Origin of the sequence: Acinetobacter sp. UBA3461, assembly GCF_002381195.1 — a bacterium.
Taxonomy (GTDB): Bacteria; Pseudomonadota; Gammaproteobacteria; order Pseudomonadales; family Moraxellaceae; genus Acinetobacter; species Acinetobacter schindleri.
Genome location: NZ_DFRO01000022.1, coordinates 1 through 18134, shown reverse-complemented (window position 1 = coordinate 18134; position 18134 = coordinate 1). Strand labels below are relative to the sequence as shown.

The window sequence follows — 18134 nt, the reverse complement described above, 5'->3', positions numbered from 1 at the left end:
GCCATCAGCACCATCGCTTCATAGCAGGCTGAGTCGCCATGTGGATGGTATTTACCCAGTACATCACCCACAGTACGTGCAGATTTCTTCGGTTTGCTGGTCCACTTGAGCCCCAGCTCACTCATGGCATAAACAATACGGCGCTGTACCGGTTTCAGACCGTCACTGATGTGTGGCAGTGCACGGTCCATGATTACGTACATGGCGTAGTTGAGGTAGGCCTGTTCGGTAAATTCTGCTACGGAACGGTTTTCTGTCGCATGATGCGCAAGGCTTGTCATAACAACCTATAATCCTAAAAATTTCGTTTTTGTATCAATGTTTCTTATGCTAAGTCGCACTGCCTGACTGCACAAGGGCAGTACAGTACACAGTGCGACAAATCGTGTCTTATGGCGTAAAAATATCCACTTTAAACGCCCTAAGCAACTAAAAAATCACCACCTTTATTGACTCAAGGATTCTAAAGTCCGACCTTTGGTTTCTTCACCCAGTACCAAGATCACTACAGCTACAGCAATCAGAACCACGGTAAACATGGTAAAGACATAGCTGAAGCCGCTCGGCATGACCATCAGATGGGTCACTGCAAATGGCGCAACAATACCACCAATCCGGCCGATTGCCCCTGCCCAGCCCGAACCAAAGGCACGGATATTGGTTGGGTACTGTTCTGGCGTATAGGTATAGAGCACACCCCAAGCACCGAGATTAAAGAAGGACATCAGACAGCCCCAGATCACGATTTCGGTGACACTGCCGGACTGACCAAAGAAATAGGCAGATACAGCACACATGCCAATAAAGCCGGCCAGTGTTGCCTTACGTCCAAGTTTTTCGACCAGCCATGCTGCAACCAGATAGCCTGGCAACTGCGCCAGAATCATGATCAGTACATATTCAAAAGACTGGACAATGGTATAGCCTTCCTTCACTAGCAGACTTGGCAACCAGGTGAAAATACCATAGTAAGAGAAGATAATGCCGAACCAGATCAACCACAGCATTAAGGTACGGCGGGCAAATATGCCTGACCAGAGCTGAACAAAAGAAATCGTCTGTTTTTCGGCCACAGGTTGAACCTGGAAGATTTCCAATACCTCTACCCCACACTTGGCTTCAATCTTTTTCACCAAGGCATGCGCTTCATCGATACGGCCACGGTTGATCAGGAAGGGAATCGATTCCGGAACGAATTTCCAGATCACAATTGCATACAGTGCAGGAATACCACCGATTAAAAAGGCGGTATGCCAGTCAAATTTCGGAATCACAAAATAAGAAATCAAGGCTGCACAGAGCCAGCCCAATCCCCAGAAACTTTCCAGTAAAACAATAAAACGGCCACGCACCTGCGCCGGAATATATTCACTGACCAGCGTTACCGCAACCGGTAACTGGCCACCCAAACCCAAGCCGACAATAAAGCGGAAGACCAGTAACCAGGTCAGGTTCTGTGCAAAGGCACAAGCCGCGGTTGCCAGACTATAGATCACCAGCGTTAAAGCGAATATGGTTTTACGGCCATAACGGTCTGCCAGACCACCAGAACAGATTGCCCCAATTGCCATCCCGATAAAACCGATTGAAACCACCCAGCTTTTCTGGTCAGGGGTCATCTGCCAGTCTTCTGCCATTTTGGCCAGAATGAAGGAAATCAGTCCGGTGTCCATGGCGTCGAACATCCAGCCTAAACCAATCACGACCAGCAACATATAGTGAAACCTGCCTACAGGTAAGCGCTGAATCCGGGAAACTAGGTCCATAAGTAAATCTCTGATATGTGATTCGGGAGAAACTGCACGGAAAGCAGAAGCATTCATCCTATTTTTATACTACGATTGAATGCAGAAACGAGGCTATTCTGCCTCGCTCATCTGAAAATCGTGTTTTATGATTCATCCTTAGATGATGCGGATTGTTCATCATCATCTTTATAGATAAATTTTGGCATTTCCAGGCCAAAGTAAATGGCGATCAGGCGCAGGCTAAAACCGAAGATCAAGGTAGAAATGATGGTCAGCTCAAGCGACAGACCTGCGTGGCTACAAAGCCAGTAGAAGATTACCGCAACGAAGGAAATACTGGCATACAGTTCACGACGGAACACCAGCGGCACATCATTACACAGAATGTCACGCAGAATACCGCCGGAGACACCCGTCAGGACACCAGCTACGGCACTGACCACAAAACCATGTCCCATTTCTAATGCGATCTGGCAACCGATGATGGTGAAACCAATCAGGCCCAAAGCATCCAGCACCAGGAAGATGTTACGTAAATGACGCATCCATTTGGCGATCAGAATGGTGACAAAAGCCGCACAGCAGGTCAGCACCAGATATTCAGGATGCTTGACCCAGGTTAATGGATAGTGACCAAGCAGCACATCGCGAACCGAGCCACCTCCCAGTGCCGTGACACAGGCAATGATCACAACCCCAAACCAGTCCATGCTGCGCCTTCCAGCGGATAAAGCACCGGTCATCGCCTCTGCGGTAATGGCAATAATATAGATTACGGTCAACAACATCGCCCTGCTTCCACCTGAGGCTTTGAGATGGCGGCTATTCTAAGGCAAATCTATGTGGAAGTTACAAAAATTGCGCACAACATAGCTTAAATTTTTTCCCTGAACCGCAAATGCAGGCTTGCTTCATTGTAAATTGTTGATCTGTGGTCGGATCGAGAAAATACCAGCAGCCTTCTACTTTGACGAAATGGGACGCTTCATGATGAATTTGTGCCTGTGTGCCATCATGAAAATGTGCCTTGAACTCGACCATTGCATGACATTTATCTAGTTTTTCATTGGTTTGCACGATTTCCAGTTTCAGCCATTGATTGGTCCTGCTCCACTCGGCAATTGCAGGCATATCTAAAAACCTTTGCTGTCCCAATGCGGTCGTTTGCTGGATATAGTCAATTTCCTGTTTGGCAAAGGCGCTATAACGTGAACGCATCAACTGTTCGGCTGTCTGTGCAGTTCGCTTGCCTTGATGCAGTGGCTGACAACAGCTTTCATAAATGCCCAGTCCACATGGACATGCTTCTGAGAGGGTAAGTTCCAAAAATGAATTCCAAAAAAATAGCCCGACGATGCGGGCTATTTTAGCAAAATTCAGCGCATACCTGAGGCAGAACTCAATTCTTGTTTTGTTCTTGCGGAATAATATGGACTTTTTCGATCTTATGACCATCCATTGTCACGACTTCAAAGATATGACCATCGGCTTCGAACTTCTCACCATTTTCAGGCAGACGGCCAAGGTGGAATAAAATATAGCCCGACAGCGTCGAATATTCTTCTGATTCATCCACCAAATCACGGCCAATCAGCAAGGATATATGACGAATATCGGTTGAACCTTCCAGCAACAGACTACCGTCATGCAGACTTTCAGCTGCGGTTTCCATTTCATCTTCATCCGGGAATTCACCGGCAATGGCTTCAAGCACATCAATCGGTGTTGCAATCCCTTCGATCGAACCATACTCGTTCAGGACAATCGCCATTTGTAGCGGCGCCTGACGCAACTGGTCCATCACCATCAGTACCTGAGCATTTTCATGCACAATTACCGGTTCACGTAGATGTTTTTCGAAATCAAGTAGACCCGTTTCGATATATTCGTTTAGCACTTTATGGGTCAGTACTACACCAGCAATATTGTCCAGCTCACCACGTGCCACGATCAGACGTGAATGACTCATCTGCAACAGATGGGCCTTAATGATAGCTTCATCTTCATCCAGATCAATCCATTCCAGTTCAGGACGTGGGGTCATCACCGACTTCACCGGACGTTCAGACAGGCCGAGTACGCCCTGCACCATCACACTGTGATAAACGCCATTTTCATCATCATTAAACACTTCGTCAGCAAAGGCACGCGTTGCCAGTACATCTACCGGCTCAGAAGCAGCATTATCCTGAGCAGGTTTACCACCGAGCATACGCATCACGGCTGAAGCAGTGCGATAACGCAGATCTGTAGTTGTCACCATTTTTTCCTGATTGCGTTTCATGGTCTGGTTAATAAATTCGACAATGACCGAAAAACCAATCGCTGCGTACAGGTAGCCTTTTGGAATATGGAAGCCGAAACCTTCAACCACCAACGAGAAACCGATCATCATCAGGAAGCCGAGACAAAGGATGACCACAGTAGGATGACGATTCACAAAATCCATCAAGGCCTTGGAAGCCCATAGCATGATACCGACAGCAATAATCACTGCAATCATCATTACCGACAGGTCTTTGACCATACCCACAGCAGTAATCACACTGTCGAGTGAGAATACGGCATCCAGCACCACGATTTGAACGATTACCATCCAGAACACGGCATGCACCGGATTTTCTTCTTTGACCACTGGCTTGGCTTCAAGGCGCTCATGTAATTCCATGGTACCTTTAAATAACAGGAATACCCCACCAAACAGCAGAATCAGGTCACGCCCGGAAAATGGATGATCAAAAATATAGAAGAACGGTTCAGTCAGCGTGACTACCCAGGCAATAGAAGCCAGCAGGATCAGACGCATGACCAAGGCCAGGGTCAAACCTACAATTCGGGCGGTATTACGTTGTTCTGGCGGCAGTTTTTCAGCAAGAATTGCAATAAAGACCAGGTTATCAATACCCAGAACAATTTCCAGCACAATCAGAGTCAGCAGGCCAATCCAGGCAGAAGGATCTGACATCCATTCGAAAATCATTGCATTCTCTCCTGTAGGTCAGTGGAAAGACATGCAATGCTGCTGCGTAGCGCGGAACTATGTCCAATTTTATTTAAACACTTGATATGGTGACATTTTATCTGGTTAAAGCGCCAACTTCGACTACCCATGTGATTTCTATTGTAGTAAGACAGATTTTCAGTATAGCAAGTTCAAAATGAAATTCACCAGTTTTCATGCTTTGGTTTAAGCTTCCCGACTCTTGACTTCAAGATTGGCAAGAATGATGCATAGAATTGTCATATTTTTAATATATGTTGTAGTAACAAAATTAAAAAATGATAAGGTGAAAGAGAGACATGACTAGCGTAATTAAAATGACTGAACATAAAAACAAATCTCCCCGTACTACCCGCCCGCTCGTTGCCCTATATTGTGGTTCACGTGCTGGCAATAATCCTATTTATCAGGAAAAAGCTATTCAGCTTGTACAGAGTCTGGCACAGCAAGGTTTTGGTCTGGTCTACGGCGGTGCCAGCATCGGCCTGATGGGTCAGGTCGCTGATGCCATGATTGAACATGGCGGTGAAGCTGTAGGTGTGATTCCCGAGTTTATGCTGGATTATGAAATCGCGCATAGCAAGCTGACTGAACTGCATATTGTGCGGTCCATGCATGAACGCAAAGCGTTAATGGCAGAACGTGCCTGTGCCTTCGTTGCTCTGCCAGGTGGACTAGGTACCTTTGAGGAAATTCTGGAAATTGCGACTTGGGGACAGTTGAACCAGCACCAGAAACCAATGATGCTATACAACGTGAATAACTTTTATGATCCACTCATTGCCCAGCTGGATCATGCCGTGAATGAAGGCTTTTTGCCGCCCCAGCATCGTGCCAAACTAATTGTCTGTGAACATTCTGCACATATCTTTAATGCCCTGAAAAATCTGGATAGTCCAAAACAGTTTGCAATTTAAATGCTGATCTAAAAAATAAAAAAAGCGAGCCGAAGCTCGCTTTTTTATTTTTTAACTCTTAAGAAGCCAAGTTAGTCACCAGGTTATAGAACCAAGGTAGTGTCGTCGCCAAAATCACAGACATTGCTAAACCAAACATTAACTTCATTGCATCTTTGCTGACGTTCCGTGAAGTACGGTGTTTGCTCACACCATTGACGATCATCGAGATGGCAAACTCACGACCAGCCAACAACCCCAAGAATACCCAAGTGGTACTCATCGGGATGTTACTCCACTCTTTGAACACCAGCAGAATCAGCGCATAGATAAAGTCAATAATCGTAGCAGAACGGACATCAGTCACCCCGGTCTTGGTATCGACAATCTTCTGGATAGCTCCACCACGCTGGTAAAGAATCATGCCCAGCAGGATGACAAAGACAGAAATGGCAAATATCAGGAACTCAAATGGCACCTGACGCGGCACATAAACAAAGATATTGGCTAAGTCTTGGATCAACCATTGGCTCCATAAGAAACCGGTTGATAACCATTGTAAGATCATCCATTTGGTCGAATGCTCTTGGTCTTTGGTTTGGTTAAAGTACACCGTCATTTTGTTGGCAACAAAACGGTAAATCACCAAAGCTGAGATGAAGGCTACAGCATAACCCATCATCGATTTCACCATCATCGAACCTAAGCTCGCTGGAGAGAAAATGGTGAGCACCAAGAATGTAGTACTGACTGGAATACCATATTTGGTTAATAACAAGAGTAGAATTGGCGGTACAATATACAGCCAGGTAATCCCACCCTCAGGGAATGGAATCGTTTCGAGACGGCCATAAGAGGCATCTCCTACCCCTGATGCATACCAGCCATAGACCAAAACCACCACAAGGATGACGCTGATATAAATCCACAGCAGCCACCAAGGTCGATGTGAATTTGATGAGATAAAGGTTCCCAATGTCTGAGGCACATCATTGCCGACAATGGAGTAGGCTGCTAGACAGAAGCCGATAACCATCAAGATTTCGATAGACATAAAACATACCTGCTGAGGGAGATCAGCATTACTGTAAGATGTGGCCAAGATTATGACGTTTTTATTGCAGTTTCATGACAGAAACGTCATATATTCTTGTAACACTAGCCGGTTTCAATACATTTATTACTTTTCAGCAAGCAGTTGCTATTTCTGCGAAATCCTACTTAGCCAACTGATATCAATCAGTTTTCATGGTTCTATTTCATGTCATGAATACCAGAATAAGACACTGATTTAGTACAACGGATGGGGTGAATTGATTTAAACTGAGCCCACATTCAAAATTACATGACTTTCTAAATATCACATGAATGCCACGCCCACCCATCAAGCGCTGCAACCCGAATTTAGACTGCTGGTCTTATTGGTATCGATCGGCTTTTTCATGCAAGGTCTGGACACCACGATTATCAATACTGCCCTGCCAGCGATTGCTCTTAGCCTGCAAGAAGATCCGTTGCGGATGCATAGTGTGGTGGTGGCTTATGTGCTTTCGGTTGCAGTCTGTATTCCCTTGAGTGGCTGGCTGGCAGATCGTTTTGGTGTACGTAATACCTATTTTAGCGCCATCATTATTTTTACGCTTGCATCAATAGGTTGTGCTGTCTCAAACAGCCTGAATGAACTCCTGCTCTATCGGGTTCTGCAAGGCATTGGTGGTGCTTTGCTGCTACCAGTCGGCCGTCTGGCAATGCTGAAGATTATTCCACGCACCCAGTTTCTGGCTGCAATGAGCCTGATGAGTCTGGCCGGCCTGATTGGTCCGCTGATTGGCCCAACGCTAGGTGGCTGGATGGTCGAATACCTGTCCTGGCAATGGGTATTTCTGATTAACCTGCCGATTGGCCTGCTTGGCACCCTGATTACCTTCAAAGCCATGCCGAATATTACTGAACCGGATGTGGCGAAGTTTGACTATGCCGGTTTTGTTATGCTGGTGGTGGCGATGGTCGGGCTATGTCTGGGCATTGAGAACTTTGCCAATCCGCAATATCCATTGTGGTGGAGTCTCAGCTTAGTTGCAGCTGGGTTCCTGTTTTCGCTGATCTATGCCTATCATTCACATACGCATAGCAATGCCCTGTTCCGCAGCAAGCTGTTTAAAAACCGGATTTATTCTATTGGGATTCTGGGTAATTTCTTTGCCCGTCTTGGTGGTAACTCCATTCCTTTCCTGTTACCGCTGATGTTGCAGGTCGCGTTTGGTTTTGAACCCTTTATTACCGGTTTGCTGATGATTCCAACTGTATTAGGTTCATTAGCTTCCAAACCCATTATTCGCAAGATCATTCAGCACTTTGGCTATCGCCAGGTATTACTGGTAAATACTTTGCTGGTGGGGCTATGTATTGCCAGCTTTGCCCTGACTACGGCGGATACACCGATCTGGCTACGTGCGATTCATTTTTTTATTTTTGGTATCCTGAACTCACTGCAGTTTGTTTCCATGAATACTTTAACCCTAAAAGACTTAAGTCAGCAGGATGCCAGCAGTGGCAACAGTTTTCTGTCCATGATCATGATGCTATCGATGAGTATTGGGGTCGCACTGGCAGGTACGTTGGTAAATATGTTTAGTGCCTACTTTGGCGCTGAGCAGCTGGATAATGCATTCCATCTCGCCCTGATCTGTCTGGGCTGTTTGAATATTATTGCCGCCTATATTTTCTGGCATATTCCCAAGAATACGCCAGTATGATCATCATCCCGATACAAGACAAATTGGTATAAGCTAGATAGAGTCAAATTTTGAAGAACGTGATGAAAAAGCCAGACAAGCATTATCCACCTCTTTGGGCAGCAATCATGAGTGTCATTCTGCTGCTTGCTGTGGTCTGTGCAATCTGGTGGCTATTGCTGAAACCGCTACCTGCCAACGCTTCCGAATATGACATTCATGGTTTTGATGTTTCGCATCATCAAAAAGAGATTAACTGGCAGCAGATCCCCAAAGATAAATACCGCTTTGTCTATCTGAAATCGACCGAAGGCGGCGACTTTAAGGACAGCAAATTTCAAGAAAACTGGCTTAAGGCTCGCGAACAGGGTTTGCTGGTCGGTGCCTATCATTTTTATCGCCTCTGTCGGGATGGTAAGATTCAAGCGCAGAATTTTATCGAAACCGTACCGAATAAAGCGGATGCCTTACCTCCGGTAATCGATCTTGAATATGACAGTAACTGTATCAATACCTATTCCAAGGAACAGTTACTCAAAGAAATCCAGGTCATGCATGACCTGCTCAAAAAGCACTACGGCAAGCAGCCGATGTTCTATACCTCGAAAGCTTTCTATAATATTGTGCTGGCAGGACAATTTACTGATGTCCCTCTCTGGATACGTGAATACAAGGGTCTGCCTGAGCTCAAAGATAATCCGAAATGGCATTTCTGGCAGCATACCAGTCAGGGTCAGATCAAAGGTATTGCAACGGCTGTAGACCTGAATGTGTTTTATGGTTCGGAAAAGGACTGGCTGAATTTTTTAAAACAGAATGGTATTAAGACTGCACCTGCACAAAAATCGGCAAAATAATTCTACAATTGCAATGTAATCAAAGATAAAAGGATAAATAGCTGTGAAGCTTGGAAAAATTATCGTGACTACCATTCTGATCATGGTAGTCATACTGGGGGGAATAAGCACTTATTTACGCCAACCTTCAGGTCAGCTGCGTGACTTTGACGCGTGGCAAGCCAAATCCAATACATCCGCAGAAGGCTTAAATGTCCGCTTCTTTGGGGTGTCAACCCTGCTGTTTGATAATGGTCAGGAACAGATTTTAATTGATGGCTTCTTTAGCCGTCCCAGTCTTTGGCATGTTCTCAGTTCTAAGGTTTCCAGCGATTCTAGGTTACTTCAGAAGATTATTCAGGAGGAACAGCTGGATCGGACACAGGCGATTTTAGTGACCCATAGCCATTATGATCATGCTCTGGATATTCCTGAACTGGCTGCCCTGTTACCTCAACCCCAGATCATCGGATCGAATAGCACCCTGAATATTGCACGCAGTCATCCAGAGGTAAAAGCCTCCCAGCTACGGCGTGCTGTATCAGCGTAATCGCTCCGATCGGGACAGTTTAAAGTCACTCCACTTGCTTCCGCACATACGCCTCCAACACCCGTAAATGATGATCTCGGTGAAGAAATTACAGCACCACTGAAACTGCCTGCCAAGTTTTCCGAATTTAAAGAAGGCAGCAGCTTTGATTATCTGATTGAACATGACAGACAACGAATTCTGGTTAAAGCCAGCACAGGGTTTATTCCAGGACAGCTCAAGAATATTCAGGCCGATATTTTATTTTTAGGCATAGCCCAGCTGTCGCGACAGCCTGAGGATTATCAGAAATCTTATCTGTAACAAACGCTGGCAATGGTAAAACCCAAGATTGTCATTCCGATTCACTGGGATGATTTCTTTCAGCCGCTAGATCAACCCTTACAATTTTTGCCACGCTTTGCCGATAATGCTCCCGAGAGTATACGAATTCTGATCAAAGCGGCTGAAGCGCAACAGATTCAGGTTGTGCTACTGAGTAATAGTCAATCCTATAATCTTTTGAAATCAGCATCTTCCCAAGTGCCTTAAAGCCTTTTAAGATGGCATATGCGTAAAATTATCCATATCGATATGGACGCCTTCTACGCCTCGGTAGAACTGCGTGAACGTCCGGAACTAAAACATTTGCCTGTGGTGATCGCTTCGCATCATCCACGGGCTGTGGTTGCGGCTGCCTCGTATCCAGCTCGGGAATTTGGTGTGCATTCTGCCATGCCAATGAGTCAGGCACGCAAACGTTGTTCGCAGCTGATTGTGATTGAACCGGATTTTCAGAAATACCGTGAGGTTTCCTCACAGATCCATCAGATTTTTCAAAAATATACAGCAGTTATTGAACCACTTTCACTGGATGAAGCCTATCTGGATGTGACTAATAATCTGCTGCAAATCCCCAGTGCAACAGAAGTCGCGATGCGTATCCGTGAAGACATTTTTCAGCTGACTAGACTTACCGCTTCTGCAGGTGTTGCACCAAATAAATTCCTGGCCAAAGTGGCTTCAGACTGGCATAAACCGAATGGCATTTGTGTGATCAAGCCTTCACAGGTAAAGGCCTTTATTCAGGATTTACCGCTTAAGAAAATTCCCGGGGTCGGCAAGGTTACGCAGGAAAAATTGAAAAGTCTCAATTTGGAAACTCTGGGTGATTTGCAACAGATGGATGAAGCTGTCCTGATTCAGCATTTTGGCAAATACGGCAAGCGGCTGTATCTCTATGCGCAAGGCATCGATGAACGCCCGGTCGAAACTGAACGTGAACGCCAGCAGATTTCCAAGGAAACCACCTTTGGTGATGACCTGCTACTTAGCCAGTGCAGCCCTTACTGGGATCAACTGATTCAGCAGGTCTGGAACAGTCTGGAAAAGAAACAGCTGACTGCACGTGGCATTACCGTGAAACTCAGGCTAAAAAATTTCCAGATCATTCAACATAGCCGTAGCTTCCGTTCCGTGCTTAAAAATCCGCTAGAGCTACATCAGGCGTTACAGTTCTTGCTGCAGGATATGCATCTGGATCCAGCCCTGCAATTTCGCCTGATTGGTGTCGGGGTGTATCAGCTGTCACCTCGCCAGCAAGAAGCACAACTGACCCTGCTTTAAAGTAAACTGAGCAAGAATTAGTCATTAGTTTAAAAAGCCAACAACTTTATTTTTACCATTATGTGTTTTTAGAGTAATCTATCCGCGCAATGCATTATCCATGTATATGCTGAGATGCTGAAAATCACCTTTACTTTCAGCATGCTGTCCTGTGATTGGCGTGACGATCAAATCCGAATATTACAGGGCAACTCTGTTGTCCCCATGGAATCCTATCCTGCATGTCTTCTGCAAATTCAATTTCTTTTCAAGAACAACGCGCGCGAAAAGCAGCGCTTTCCAGTTTTATTGGTGCTGTTGTCGACTGGTACGATTTTCTTCTTTACGGCATTGTCGCAGCCCTGATTTTTAAAGATCAATTTTTTCCCAGTATTGGCAACAATATGGGCACATTAGCCGCCTTGGCAACCTTTGGTGTTGGCTTTCTGTTTCGTCCACTTGGTGGTGTGGTGTTTGGTCACTTCGGTGACAAACTTGGCCGTAAAAAAATGCTGGTACTCACTGTCATCCTCATGGGGATTTCTACTGTCGGGATTGGCCTGTTGCCGAATTTCGAAGCCATTGGCTGGTGGGCACCGGTATTATTGGTGACTTTACGTGCCATTCAAGGCTTTGCGGTTGGTGGTGAATGGGGCGGTGCTGCCCTGATGGCAGTGGAAAATGCGCCAAAAGGCAAAAAGGCTTTTTATAGTAGTGGTGTTCAGGTTGGTTATGGTGTCGGTCTGGTGCTGGCGACCGGTGCAGTGTCATTAATCATTGCCACTTTAGGGGAAGAGGCATTTTCGGACTGGGCATGGCGTATTCCATTTATTGCCAGTATTGTGCTGATCGGCATTGCCATGTGGATTCGGCGTGATCAGGAGGAGTCACAAGAATTTGTCGAAAAAGTGGTTAAAGCCAAGCAACATCCAACCAAACTGCCAATTTTTCAGGCGATCAGCAAGCATCCTAAAGCATTCCTGTACATTATTGCCCTGCGTATGACCGAGCTGCTCACCATGTATCTGGTGACCAATTTTGCACTGAATTATTCCACCAATAATCTGGGCATGGACAAGCAATTCTTCCTGAATATCACCCTGATGGTCGGTGCGATTAGTTGTGTCAGTATTCCGTTCTTTGCCTGGATCTCAGACAAAATTAACCATAAAACCATGTGTGTTTGGGGCGGTTTAATCGGTGCCTTGTCGGCTTTCCCGTTCTTTATGGCGCTGGATGCTCAAAATACCTGGATGATTATTGTTGGCTCAATTCTACTGGCCAATATCGCGCATGACATGGTAGTGAGTGTGCATCAACCCATCTTTACCTCACTGTTTGGTACCGAGTATCGTTATAGTGGCGCCGGTGTGGGTTATCAGGTGGCGAGTATTATTGGTGGTGGTTTTACCCCAATGATTGCGGCTTCCTTAGTGATTTGGGGGGATGGTTCATGGCATTATGTAGCCATCTATCTTGCTGTGGGCTGTCTACTAACTGCATTGGTTGCTGCCCTGATGCCAAAAACCCAGGATTAAACTCATGACTATTCAACGTTTGCATGTGTCTCAACGCTTCTCTGAAATCGCGATTTCAGGCAATCTCGTTCATCTGGCAGGTCAACTGGCCAGTGATTTTGATCTGGATATTAAAGGTCAGACACAGCAAACTTTGGACATTATTGATCAGTTTCTCGCAGATGCGGGAACAGATAAGAGCCACATCATGTCAGTTACCATTTATCTCAAAGATATTGAGCGTGACTATGCAGCTTTTAATGAAGTGTGGGATGCATGGGTAGCTGATATTCAAGCCCTGCCGCGGACCTGTGTAGAAGCCAAGTTGTATGATCCACGGGTATTGGTCGAACTGACCGTCGTCGCAGTAAAACCGGAATAATGCCGATAGAACTTATCTTCCAATAAAAAAGCATGCGATCTGCATGCTTTTTTTATTTGTGCCAGCTGTATTAACTCACTGTCTTTACTTTAGGCCGCTCCAGAGCGGAGTAAAGTGGAAACTTCTTTAGTGTAGTCAGGTTATTCGGATTGACTAGACTGTCCTCCTCACCCTGTTCATTCAGGAAGTCACGACGCAGGTGATGATATTCCGGAATATCTTCATAACGGATTACCCGATAGCCTGCCATAGTCAGCAAGGCATCCTGATACTGGGATTGTTGTGGGCGTTTCAAAATCATCGGATCGTCCACGGCCACGATGGCAACGACCAGATGATCCTGATCTAGAACCACAAAGTCCGCGACCAGATTGCGATATTTGTTACGGGTACGAAAAAATTTGGTGGTCAACAGCGCATCATAGGAGACATGGGCCAAAATAATGTTCTCTGGCAGAATTTCCTTTAGACGGGTGTAAGTCAACTGTTGATTCAGGTTAAAAATGGCGCGCTGCTTCAGCACACTGTCTTGCTGCTTGCCGCTATTCTGTACTCTCTTATATGCCATTAGGATGGTGCACAAGAGCAGAAAACTGCCAATTATGATATAGGTGGCCATGCGTTAGTCCTTTCTGCATTCTTATAATCGTTTTTGTTTTATTGTTGTCAGTATAGATCGATTTTCATCCGAAAATCACGGTACAACCAATTTGCTTAGATACTGCAACATCCGGTATCAAAACTTATATAAGGGCATTACATTTCGGGAGATTAAAAAATTCCGTGTACTGGAAATGTAATGTGTTCCTTACTCACTCTCACTCTAAATCAGCCACTCAAATTTAAGCAAGAGCATTTTCCTCTTTTTGTCTTACAATTCCGATAAAGTGTAATATTTAAACAGTTTTTTCTAATAAATATCTTAATTTAATTATTTTTTAATTTAGATTTGACTTCTTTTAATAAAAAATCAGCAAAAAATAAAAAAGACACCGAAGTGTCTTTTTTAAGTGATTTAGGCACGACTTTTTGATTTGGCTTTGCCTTTAGAACCGCCAAAAGGCTTTTTCGCATCACCAGTTTCACGTGGTGGTAAACCGGTATGCTGGGTCAGGATCTGCCCTTTCTTCGGACGATTGTTCTGTCCTTGGCTTTGACCTTGTCCACGATTGCCTGCCTGACCGGTACGTTTCTGTGAATCGCCTGCAACAGTCGAGTTCTTCTTACGTGCTGACTGATACTGACCATCCACACCTGCAGGTTGATAGGTCGGAATCAGATGCTGTTTCGAATTACCAATCAGGTCCTGACGGCCCATTTCGCGCAAGGCATCACGCAGTAAAGGCCAGTTATTTGGATCATGGTAACGCAAGAAAGCTTTGTGCAGACGACGACGCTTTTCACCTTTCACAATGTCGACATTTTCAGTGTAACGTGCCACTTTCGCCAGTGGGTTTTTACCGGTGTAATACATAGTTGTTGCCGTTGCCATTGGCGATGGATAGAAGGTTTGTACTTGGTCAGCACGGAAACCATTCTTCTTCAACCAAATCGCAAGGTTCATCATGTCATAATCGGTTGTACCCGGATGCGCTGCAATGAAGTAAGGAATCAAGTACTGTTCCTTGCCTGCTTCCTTACTATAACGATCAAACATTTGCTTGAATCGGTCATAAGTTCCAATGCCAGGCTTCATCATTTTATTGAGCGGACCTTTTTCGGTATGCTCTGGCGCAATCTTGAGGTAACCACCGACATGATGCGTCACCAATTCTTTGACATATTCAGGGTTTAAAACCGCAAGGTCATAACGTAAACCTGAACCGATCAGAATCTTTTTAATACCTGGTAATGCACGTGCTTTACGGTATAACTGCGTCAGTGGCGCATGGTCGGTATGTAAGTTTTGACATACTCCCGGGAACACACACGAAGGCTTACGACAGTTCTTTTCGATCTCAGGATCTTTACAGGCCAAACGGTACATGTTGGCTGTTGGGCCACCTAAGTCCGAAATGATGCCAGTAAAGCCTGGTGCTGTATCACGAATTTTTTCCACTTCACGCAGAATCGATTCTTCAGAACGGTTCTGAATAATACGACCTTCATGCTCTGTGATTGAACAGAAGGTACAACCACCGAAACAGCCACGCATGATGTTCACAGAGAACTTGATCATGTCAAAGGCTGGGAAACGTGCATTACCGTATGATGGATGTGGTAGACGTGCATAAGGCAGGTCAAACACGTAGTCCATCTCTTCCGTAGTCAACGGAATTGGCGGTGGATTTAACCATACGTCACGTTCACCATGCTTTTGAACCATAGCACGCGCATTACCTGGATTGGTTTCCAGATGCAAAATACGGTTAGCATGTGCATAAAGCACCGGATCATTCACCACTTCTTCAAAAGCAGGCAAACGAATCACAGCCAATTCACGCGGCGGTAATTTATGTTTAATCGCTTTCGATGCCGATTGTAACTGCACGATTTGTGTATTTTCGTCCAAATTGTCGCCTTCACGTACAATTGGATTGGCTACATGTTCTTTTTGGAAACCCTGGTACTGGCTCGAGTCCTTCCCTTGTTCAATCTCACAACCTTCAATATCTTCAGTCATGACATAAGGGTTAATAATTGGATCGACACGGCCAATCGCATCGACATCATTCGATGCGATTTCAACAAATTTGGCTTTCGATGGGCGATTGTGTTTATTCACAATAAACGCTGTACCACGAACATCAGTAATATCTTGGATTTTTTCACCACGCGCCAAACGGTGCATGATTTCAGTAATTGAACGCTCACCATTACCATACATCAAAAGATCGGCTTTAGAGTCCATCAATACAGAACGGCGGACTTTATCTGACCAGTAATCATAGTGTGCAATACGTCGCAGTGATGCTTCGATACCACCTAAGAGCACCGGTACATCTGGATAAGCTTCACGCACACGCTGGCAATACACGGTTGCCGCCCGGTCTGGGCGTTTGTTTGGCTGATTGTCTGGTGAATAGGCATCATCTGAACGAATCTTGCGATCTGCCGTATAACGGTTGATCATCGAGTCCATGTTACCTGCTGTCACACCCCATGCAATGTTTGGTTTACCCAATACACGGAAGGCTTCAACATTGGTCCAGTCTGGCTGCGCAATAATCCCGACACGGAAGCCTTGCGCTTCTAGGGTACGGCCAATAATGCCTGAACAGAATGAAGGATGATCAATATAGGCATCGCCACAGACTAAAATAAAGTCGCAACTGTCCCAGCCGAGTTGATCCATCTCCTCGCGTGACATCGGCAAAAATGGCGCAGGTTCAAAACACGACGCCCAATATTTGTCGTAATCAAACAACGCTGTAGGCGCTGTCTGCATGGTATAAGCAGTAGACATGGCTAGCAATTCTCGGCTGGCAGATGGAAGATCAAAAAATAGATCAAAGATGAAAGCTGAGCATTTTAGCATGAATTCGGCTGAGGTTGCTTGATTATAATTTATACAATATTAGCTTTAAGACCTTAATCAGGAATATATGCTTATTCTGTTTCTAGTCTGCTTATTTTAGGTTTTAACTGTTGAGCTACCAATAAACCGACTATCAAAATAATGCCGATGAATAAACTGAGGCCGAACCATCCGGTATTTTCCCAGACCAGACCACTCGAGCTGCCAAGCACACTGGACCCAAGATAGTAGCAGAATAAATAAAGTGATGATCCTACAGCACGATACTGTAAAGATTGCACAGACACCCAACTACTGGCCGTGGAATGTGCAGCAAAAAATGCAAATGTAAAAATGAGCAGACCAATAAAGATCAGCACCAAGCTATTGACTAGCATCAACACTAGTCCTAGCAACATACTGGCAAGCATGGCCACCAATACTTGGAAATGTCCAAATTTCTGGCTCCATGCCGCCGCACGAGGTGAGCTATAGATTCCTGCCAGATAGGTGACCGAAATTACCCCAATCCAGACATGCGACAGCTCAAAAGGTGCCTGAATCAGGCGATAGCTGAGATAATTAAAGACTGAAACAAAACAGCCCATCAGGATGAAACCTTGTAAGAACAAGATTCGCAGCTTGGGATCACTAAGATTATGCTGAAATGCAGTAATGAAGCGGCTCAATTTAATAGGATAAGCTTGAAAATTCCTGGATTTAGGCAATAAGAAATAGAAGGTTGTCGCAATACAGAGGTTAATTAGTCCAATGATTAAAGTCGCTGACTGCCAAGAAATAAAGTCTACCAATACTCCTGCAAGCAAACGGCCACTCATACCGCCAATCGCAGTTCCAGAAATATAGAGTCCCATGGCAAAACCAACATCTTTCGCGGCCACCTCTTCCCCAATATAGGTCATCGCCACTGCGGCCACGCCACTCACGGTTAAACCAATTAATACTCGGGTAGCCAGAAATACTGACCAAACTGACAATACAGCACTCAGTAACAACAATACTGAAACTGAAAATAAAGACCAGACCATAATCGGCTTACGGCCAAAACGGTCAGAAATGAGTCCAGTAAAACTCAGGCCAACAGCTAATGCAATGGTAGAAAATGAAAGTGGAAAACTGCTTTGAGTCGGACTGACCTGGAAATAATCAGCCAGAATCGGCATCATGGGCTGTACACAATACAGTGATGAAAAAATGGCAAAGCCAGCAAGAAATAAGGAAAAGAGCATCGCTTTAAAAGCAGAAGAGCCATATTTAATATGGCTTGAAGATGAATTTGGGGACATATCCGCTCCTTAGACCGGTTCAGTATACGCCTCTCAAGTTTATTTTTATGTGATATTTCAGTCGAAATAGCATATAAACAACAGTTATTTGACTAAACCCCGCGCATAAAAAAACACCCCC

Annotated in this window: 15 protein-coding genes and 1 pseudogene; 7 read left to right on the top strand and 9 right to left on the bottom strand. The window is 45.1% G+C overall.

Annotated elements, in window-relative coordinates:
* The 5 genes from B3D47_RS04405 to B3D47_RS04385 all read right to left on the bottom strand — a co-directional run.
* Window positions 1-281, bottom strand: a 281-nt coding sequence (locus B3D47_RS04405) for a DNA gyrase subunit A (RefSeq protein ID WP_286860155.1), incomplete at its 3' end; no start/stop codon positions are given.
* Window positions 282-446: 165 nt separating this feature from the next.
* A complete protein-coding gene (locus B3D47_RS04400; protein WP_286860154.1) occupies window positions 447-1766 on the bottom strand; it encodes an MFS transporter in 1320 nt (439 codons plus the stop codon).
* 125 nt (window positions 1767-1891) lie between these two features.
* Entirely contained in the window at window positions 1892-2536 is a 645-nt protein-coding gene (locus B3D47_RS04395; protein WP_008305156.1) for a trimeric intracellular cation channel family protein, read from the bottom strand.
* A gap of 61 nt (window positions 2537-2597) precedes the next feature.
* On the bottom strand, window positions 2598-3074 hold the full coding sequence (locus tag B3D47_RS04390; protein WP_286860152.1) for a YchJ family protein: 477 nt from the start codon (window positions 3072-3074) through the stop codon (window positions 2598-2600).
* Between the two features lie 73 nt (window positions 3075-3147).
* Window positions 3148-4728, bottom strand: a complete 1581-nt coding sequence (locus tag B3D47_RS04385; protein ID WP_286860150.1) for a TerC family protein — start codon at window positions 4726-4728, stop codon at window positions 3148-3150.
* A 320-nt stretch (window positions 4729-5048) separates the two neighbouring features.
* Between B3D47_RS04385 and B3D47_RS04380 the strand changes: the two genes are divergently transcribed.
* Window positions 5049-5666 carry a TIGR00730 family Rossman fold protein gene (locus B3D47_RS04380; protein ID WP_004810202.1) on the top strand — a complete coding sequence of 206 codons (618 nt, stop codon included), beginning with the start codon at window positions 5049-5051 and terminating at the stop codon, window positions 5664-5666.
* A gap of 58 nt (window positions 5667-5724) precedes the next feature.
* Here the strand turns inward: B3D47_RS04380 and B3D47_RS04375 are convergent, their stop codons facing one another.
* Window positions 5725-6699 (bottom strand): hypothetical protein, encoded by a 975-nt coding sequence (locus B3D47_RS04375; RefSeq protein WP_286860147.1) that lies wholly within the window; start codon window positions 6697-6699, stop codon window positions 5725-5727.
* 310 nt (window positions 6700-7009) lie between these two features.
* On the opposite strand from B3D47_RS04375, the gene mdtD reads away from it, so the two are divergent.
* The 6 genes and pseudogenes from mdtD to B3D47_RS04345 all read left to right on the top strand — a co-directional run bounded on the left by mdtD (window position 7010) and on the right by B3D47_RS04345 (window position 13249).
* Window positions 7010-8401, top strand: a complete 1392-nt coding sequence (mdtD, locus tag B3D47_RS04370) for a multidrug transporter subunit MdtD (RefSeq protein ID WP_286860145.1) — start codon at window positions 7010-7012, stop codon at window positions 8399-8401.
* Between the two features lie 62 nt (window positions 8402-8463).
* Window positions 8464-9237, top strand: a complete 774-nt coding sequence (locus tag B3D47_RS04365; RefSeq protein WP_286860144.1) for a GH25 family lysozyme — start codon at window positions 8464-8466, stop codon at window positions 9235-9237.
* Window positions 9238-9280: 43 nt separating this feature from the next.
* Window positions 9281-10297 (top strand): annotated as a pseudogene (locus B3D47_RS04360) (MBL fold metallo-hydrolase).
* Window positions 10298-10315: 18 nt separating this feature from the next.
* Window positions 10316-11371: a DNA polymerase IV gene (dinB, locus tag B3D47_RS04355; RefSeq protein ID WP_286860142.1), complete on the top strand. Its 1056-nt coding sequence runs from the start codon at window positions 10316-10318 to the stop codon at window positions 11369-11371.
* A 221-nt stretch (window positions 11372-11592) separates the two neighbouring features.
* Window positions 11593-12888 carry a shikimate transporter gene (gene shiA, locus B3D47_RS04350; RefSeq protein WP_004810221.1) on the top strand — a complete coding sequence of 432 codons (1296 nt, stop codon included), beginning with the start codon at window positions 11593-11595 and terminating at the stop codon, window positions 12886-12888.
* A gap of 4 nt (window positions 12889-12892) precedes the next feature.
* Window positions 12893-13249 (top strand): RidA family protein, encoded by a 357-nt coding sequence (locus B3D47_RS04345; RefSeq protein WP_004896434.1) that lies wholly within the window; start codon window positions 12893-12895, stop codon window positions 13247-13249.
* Between the two features lie 70 nt (window positions 13250-13319).
* Here the strand turns inward: B3D47_RS04345 and B3D47_RS04340 are convergent, their stop codons facing one another.
* The 3 genes from B3D47_RS04340 to B3D47_RS04330 all read right to left on the bottom strand — a co-directional run bounded on the left by B3D47_RS04340 (window position 13320) and on the right by B3D47_RS04330 (window position 18013).
* Entirely contained in the window at window positions 13320-13868 is a 549-nt protein-coding gene (locus tag B3D47_RS04340; protein ID WP_004896436.1) for a DUF2726 domain-containing protein, read from the bottom strand.
* Between the two features lie 396 nt (window positions 13869-14264).
* On the bottom strand, window positions 14265-16655 hold the full coding sequence (locus B3D47_RS04335) for a YgiQ family radical SAM protein (protein ID WP_163172657.1): 2391 nt from the start codon (window positions 16653-16655) through the stop codon (window positions 14265-14267).
* A gap of 143 nt (window positions 16656-16798) precedes the next feature.
* Window positions 16799-18013 (bottom strand): MFS transporter, encoded by a 1215-nt coding sequence (locus B3D47_RS04330; protein ID WP_286860138.1) that lies wholly within the window; start codon window positions 18011-18013, stop codon window positions 16799-16801.
* Between the last annotated feature and the right edge of the window lie 121 nt (window positions 18014-18134).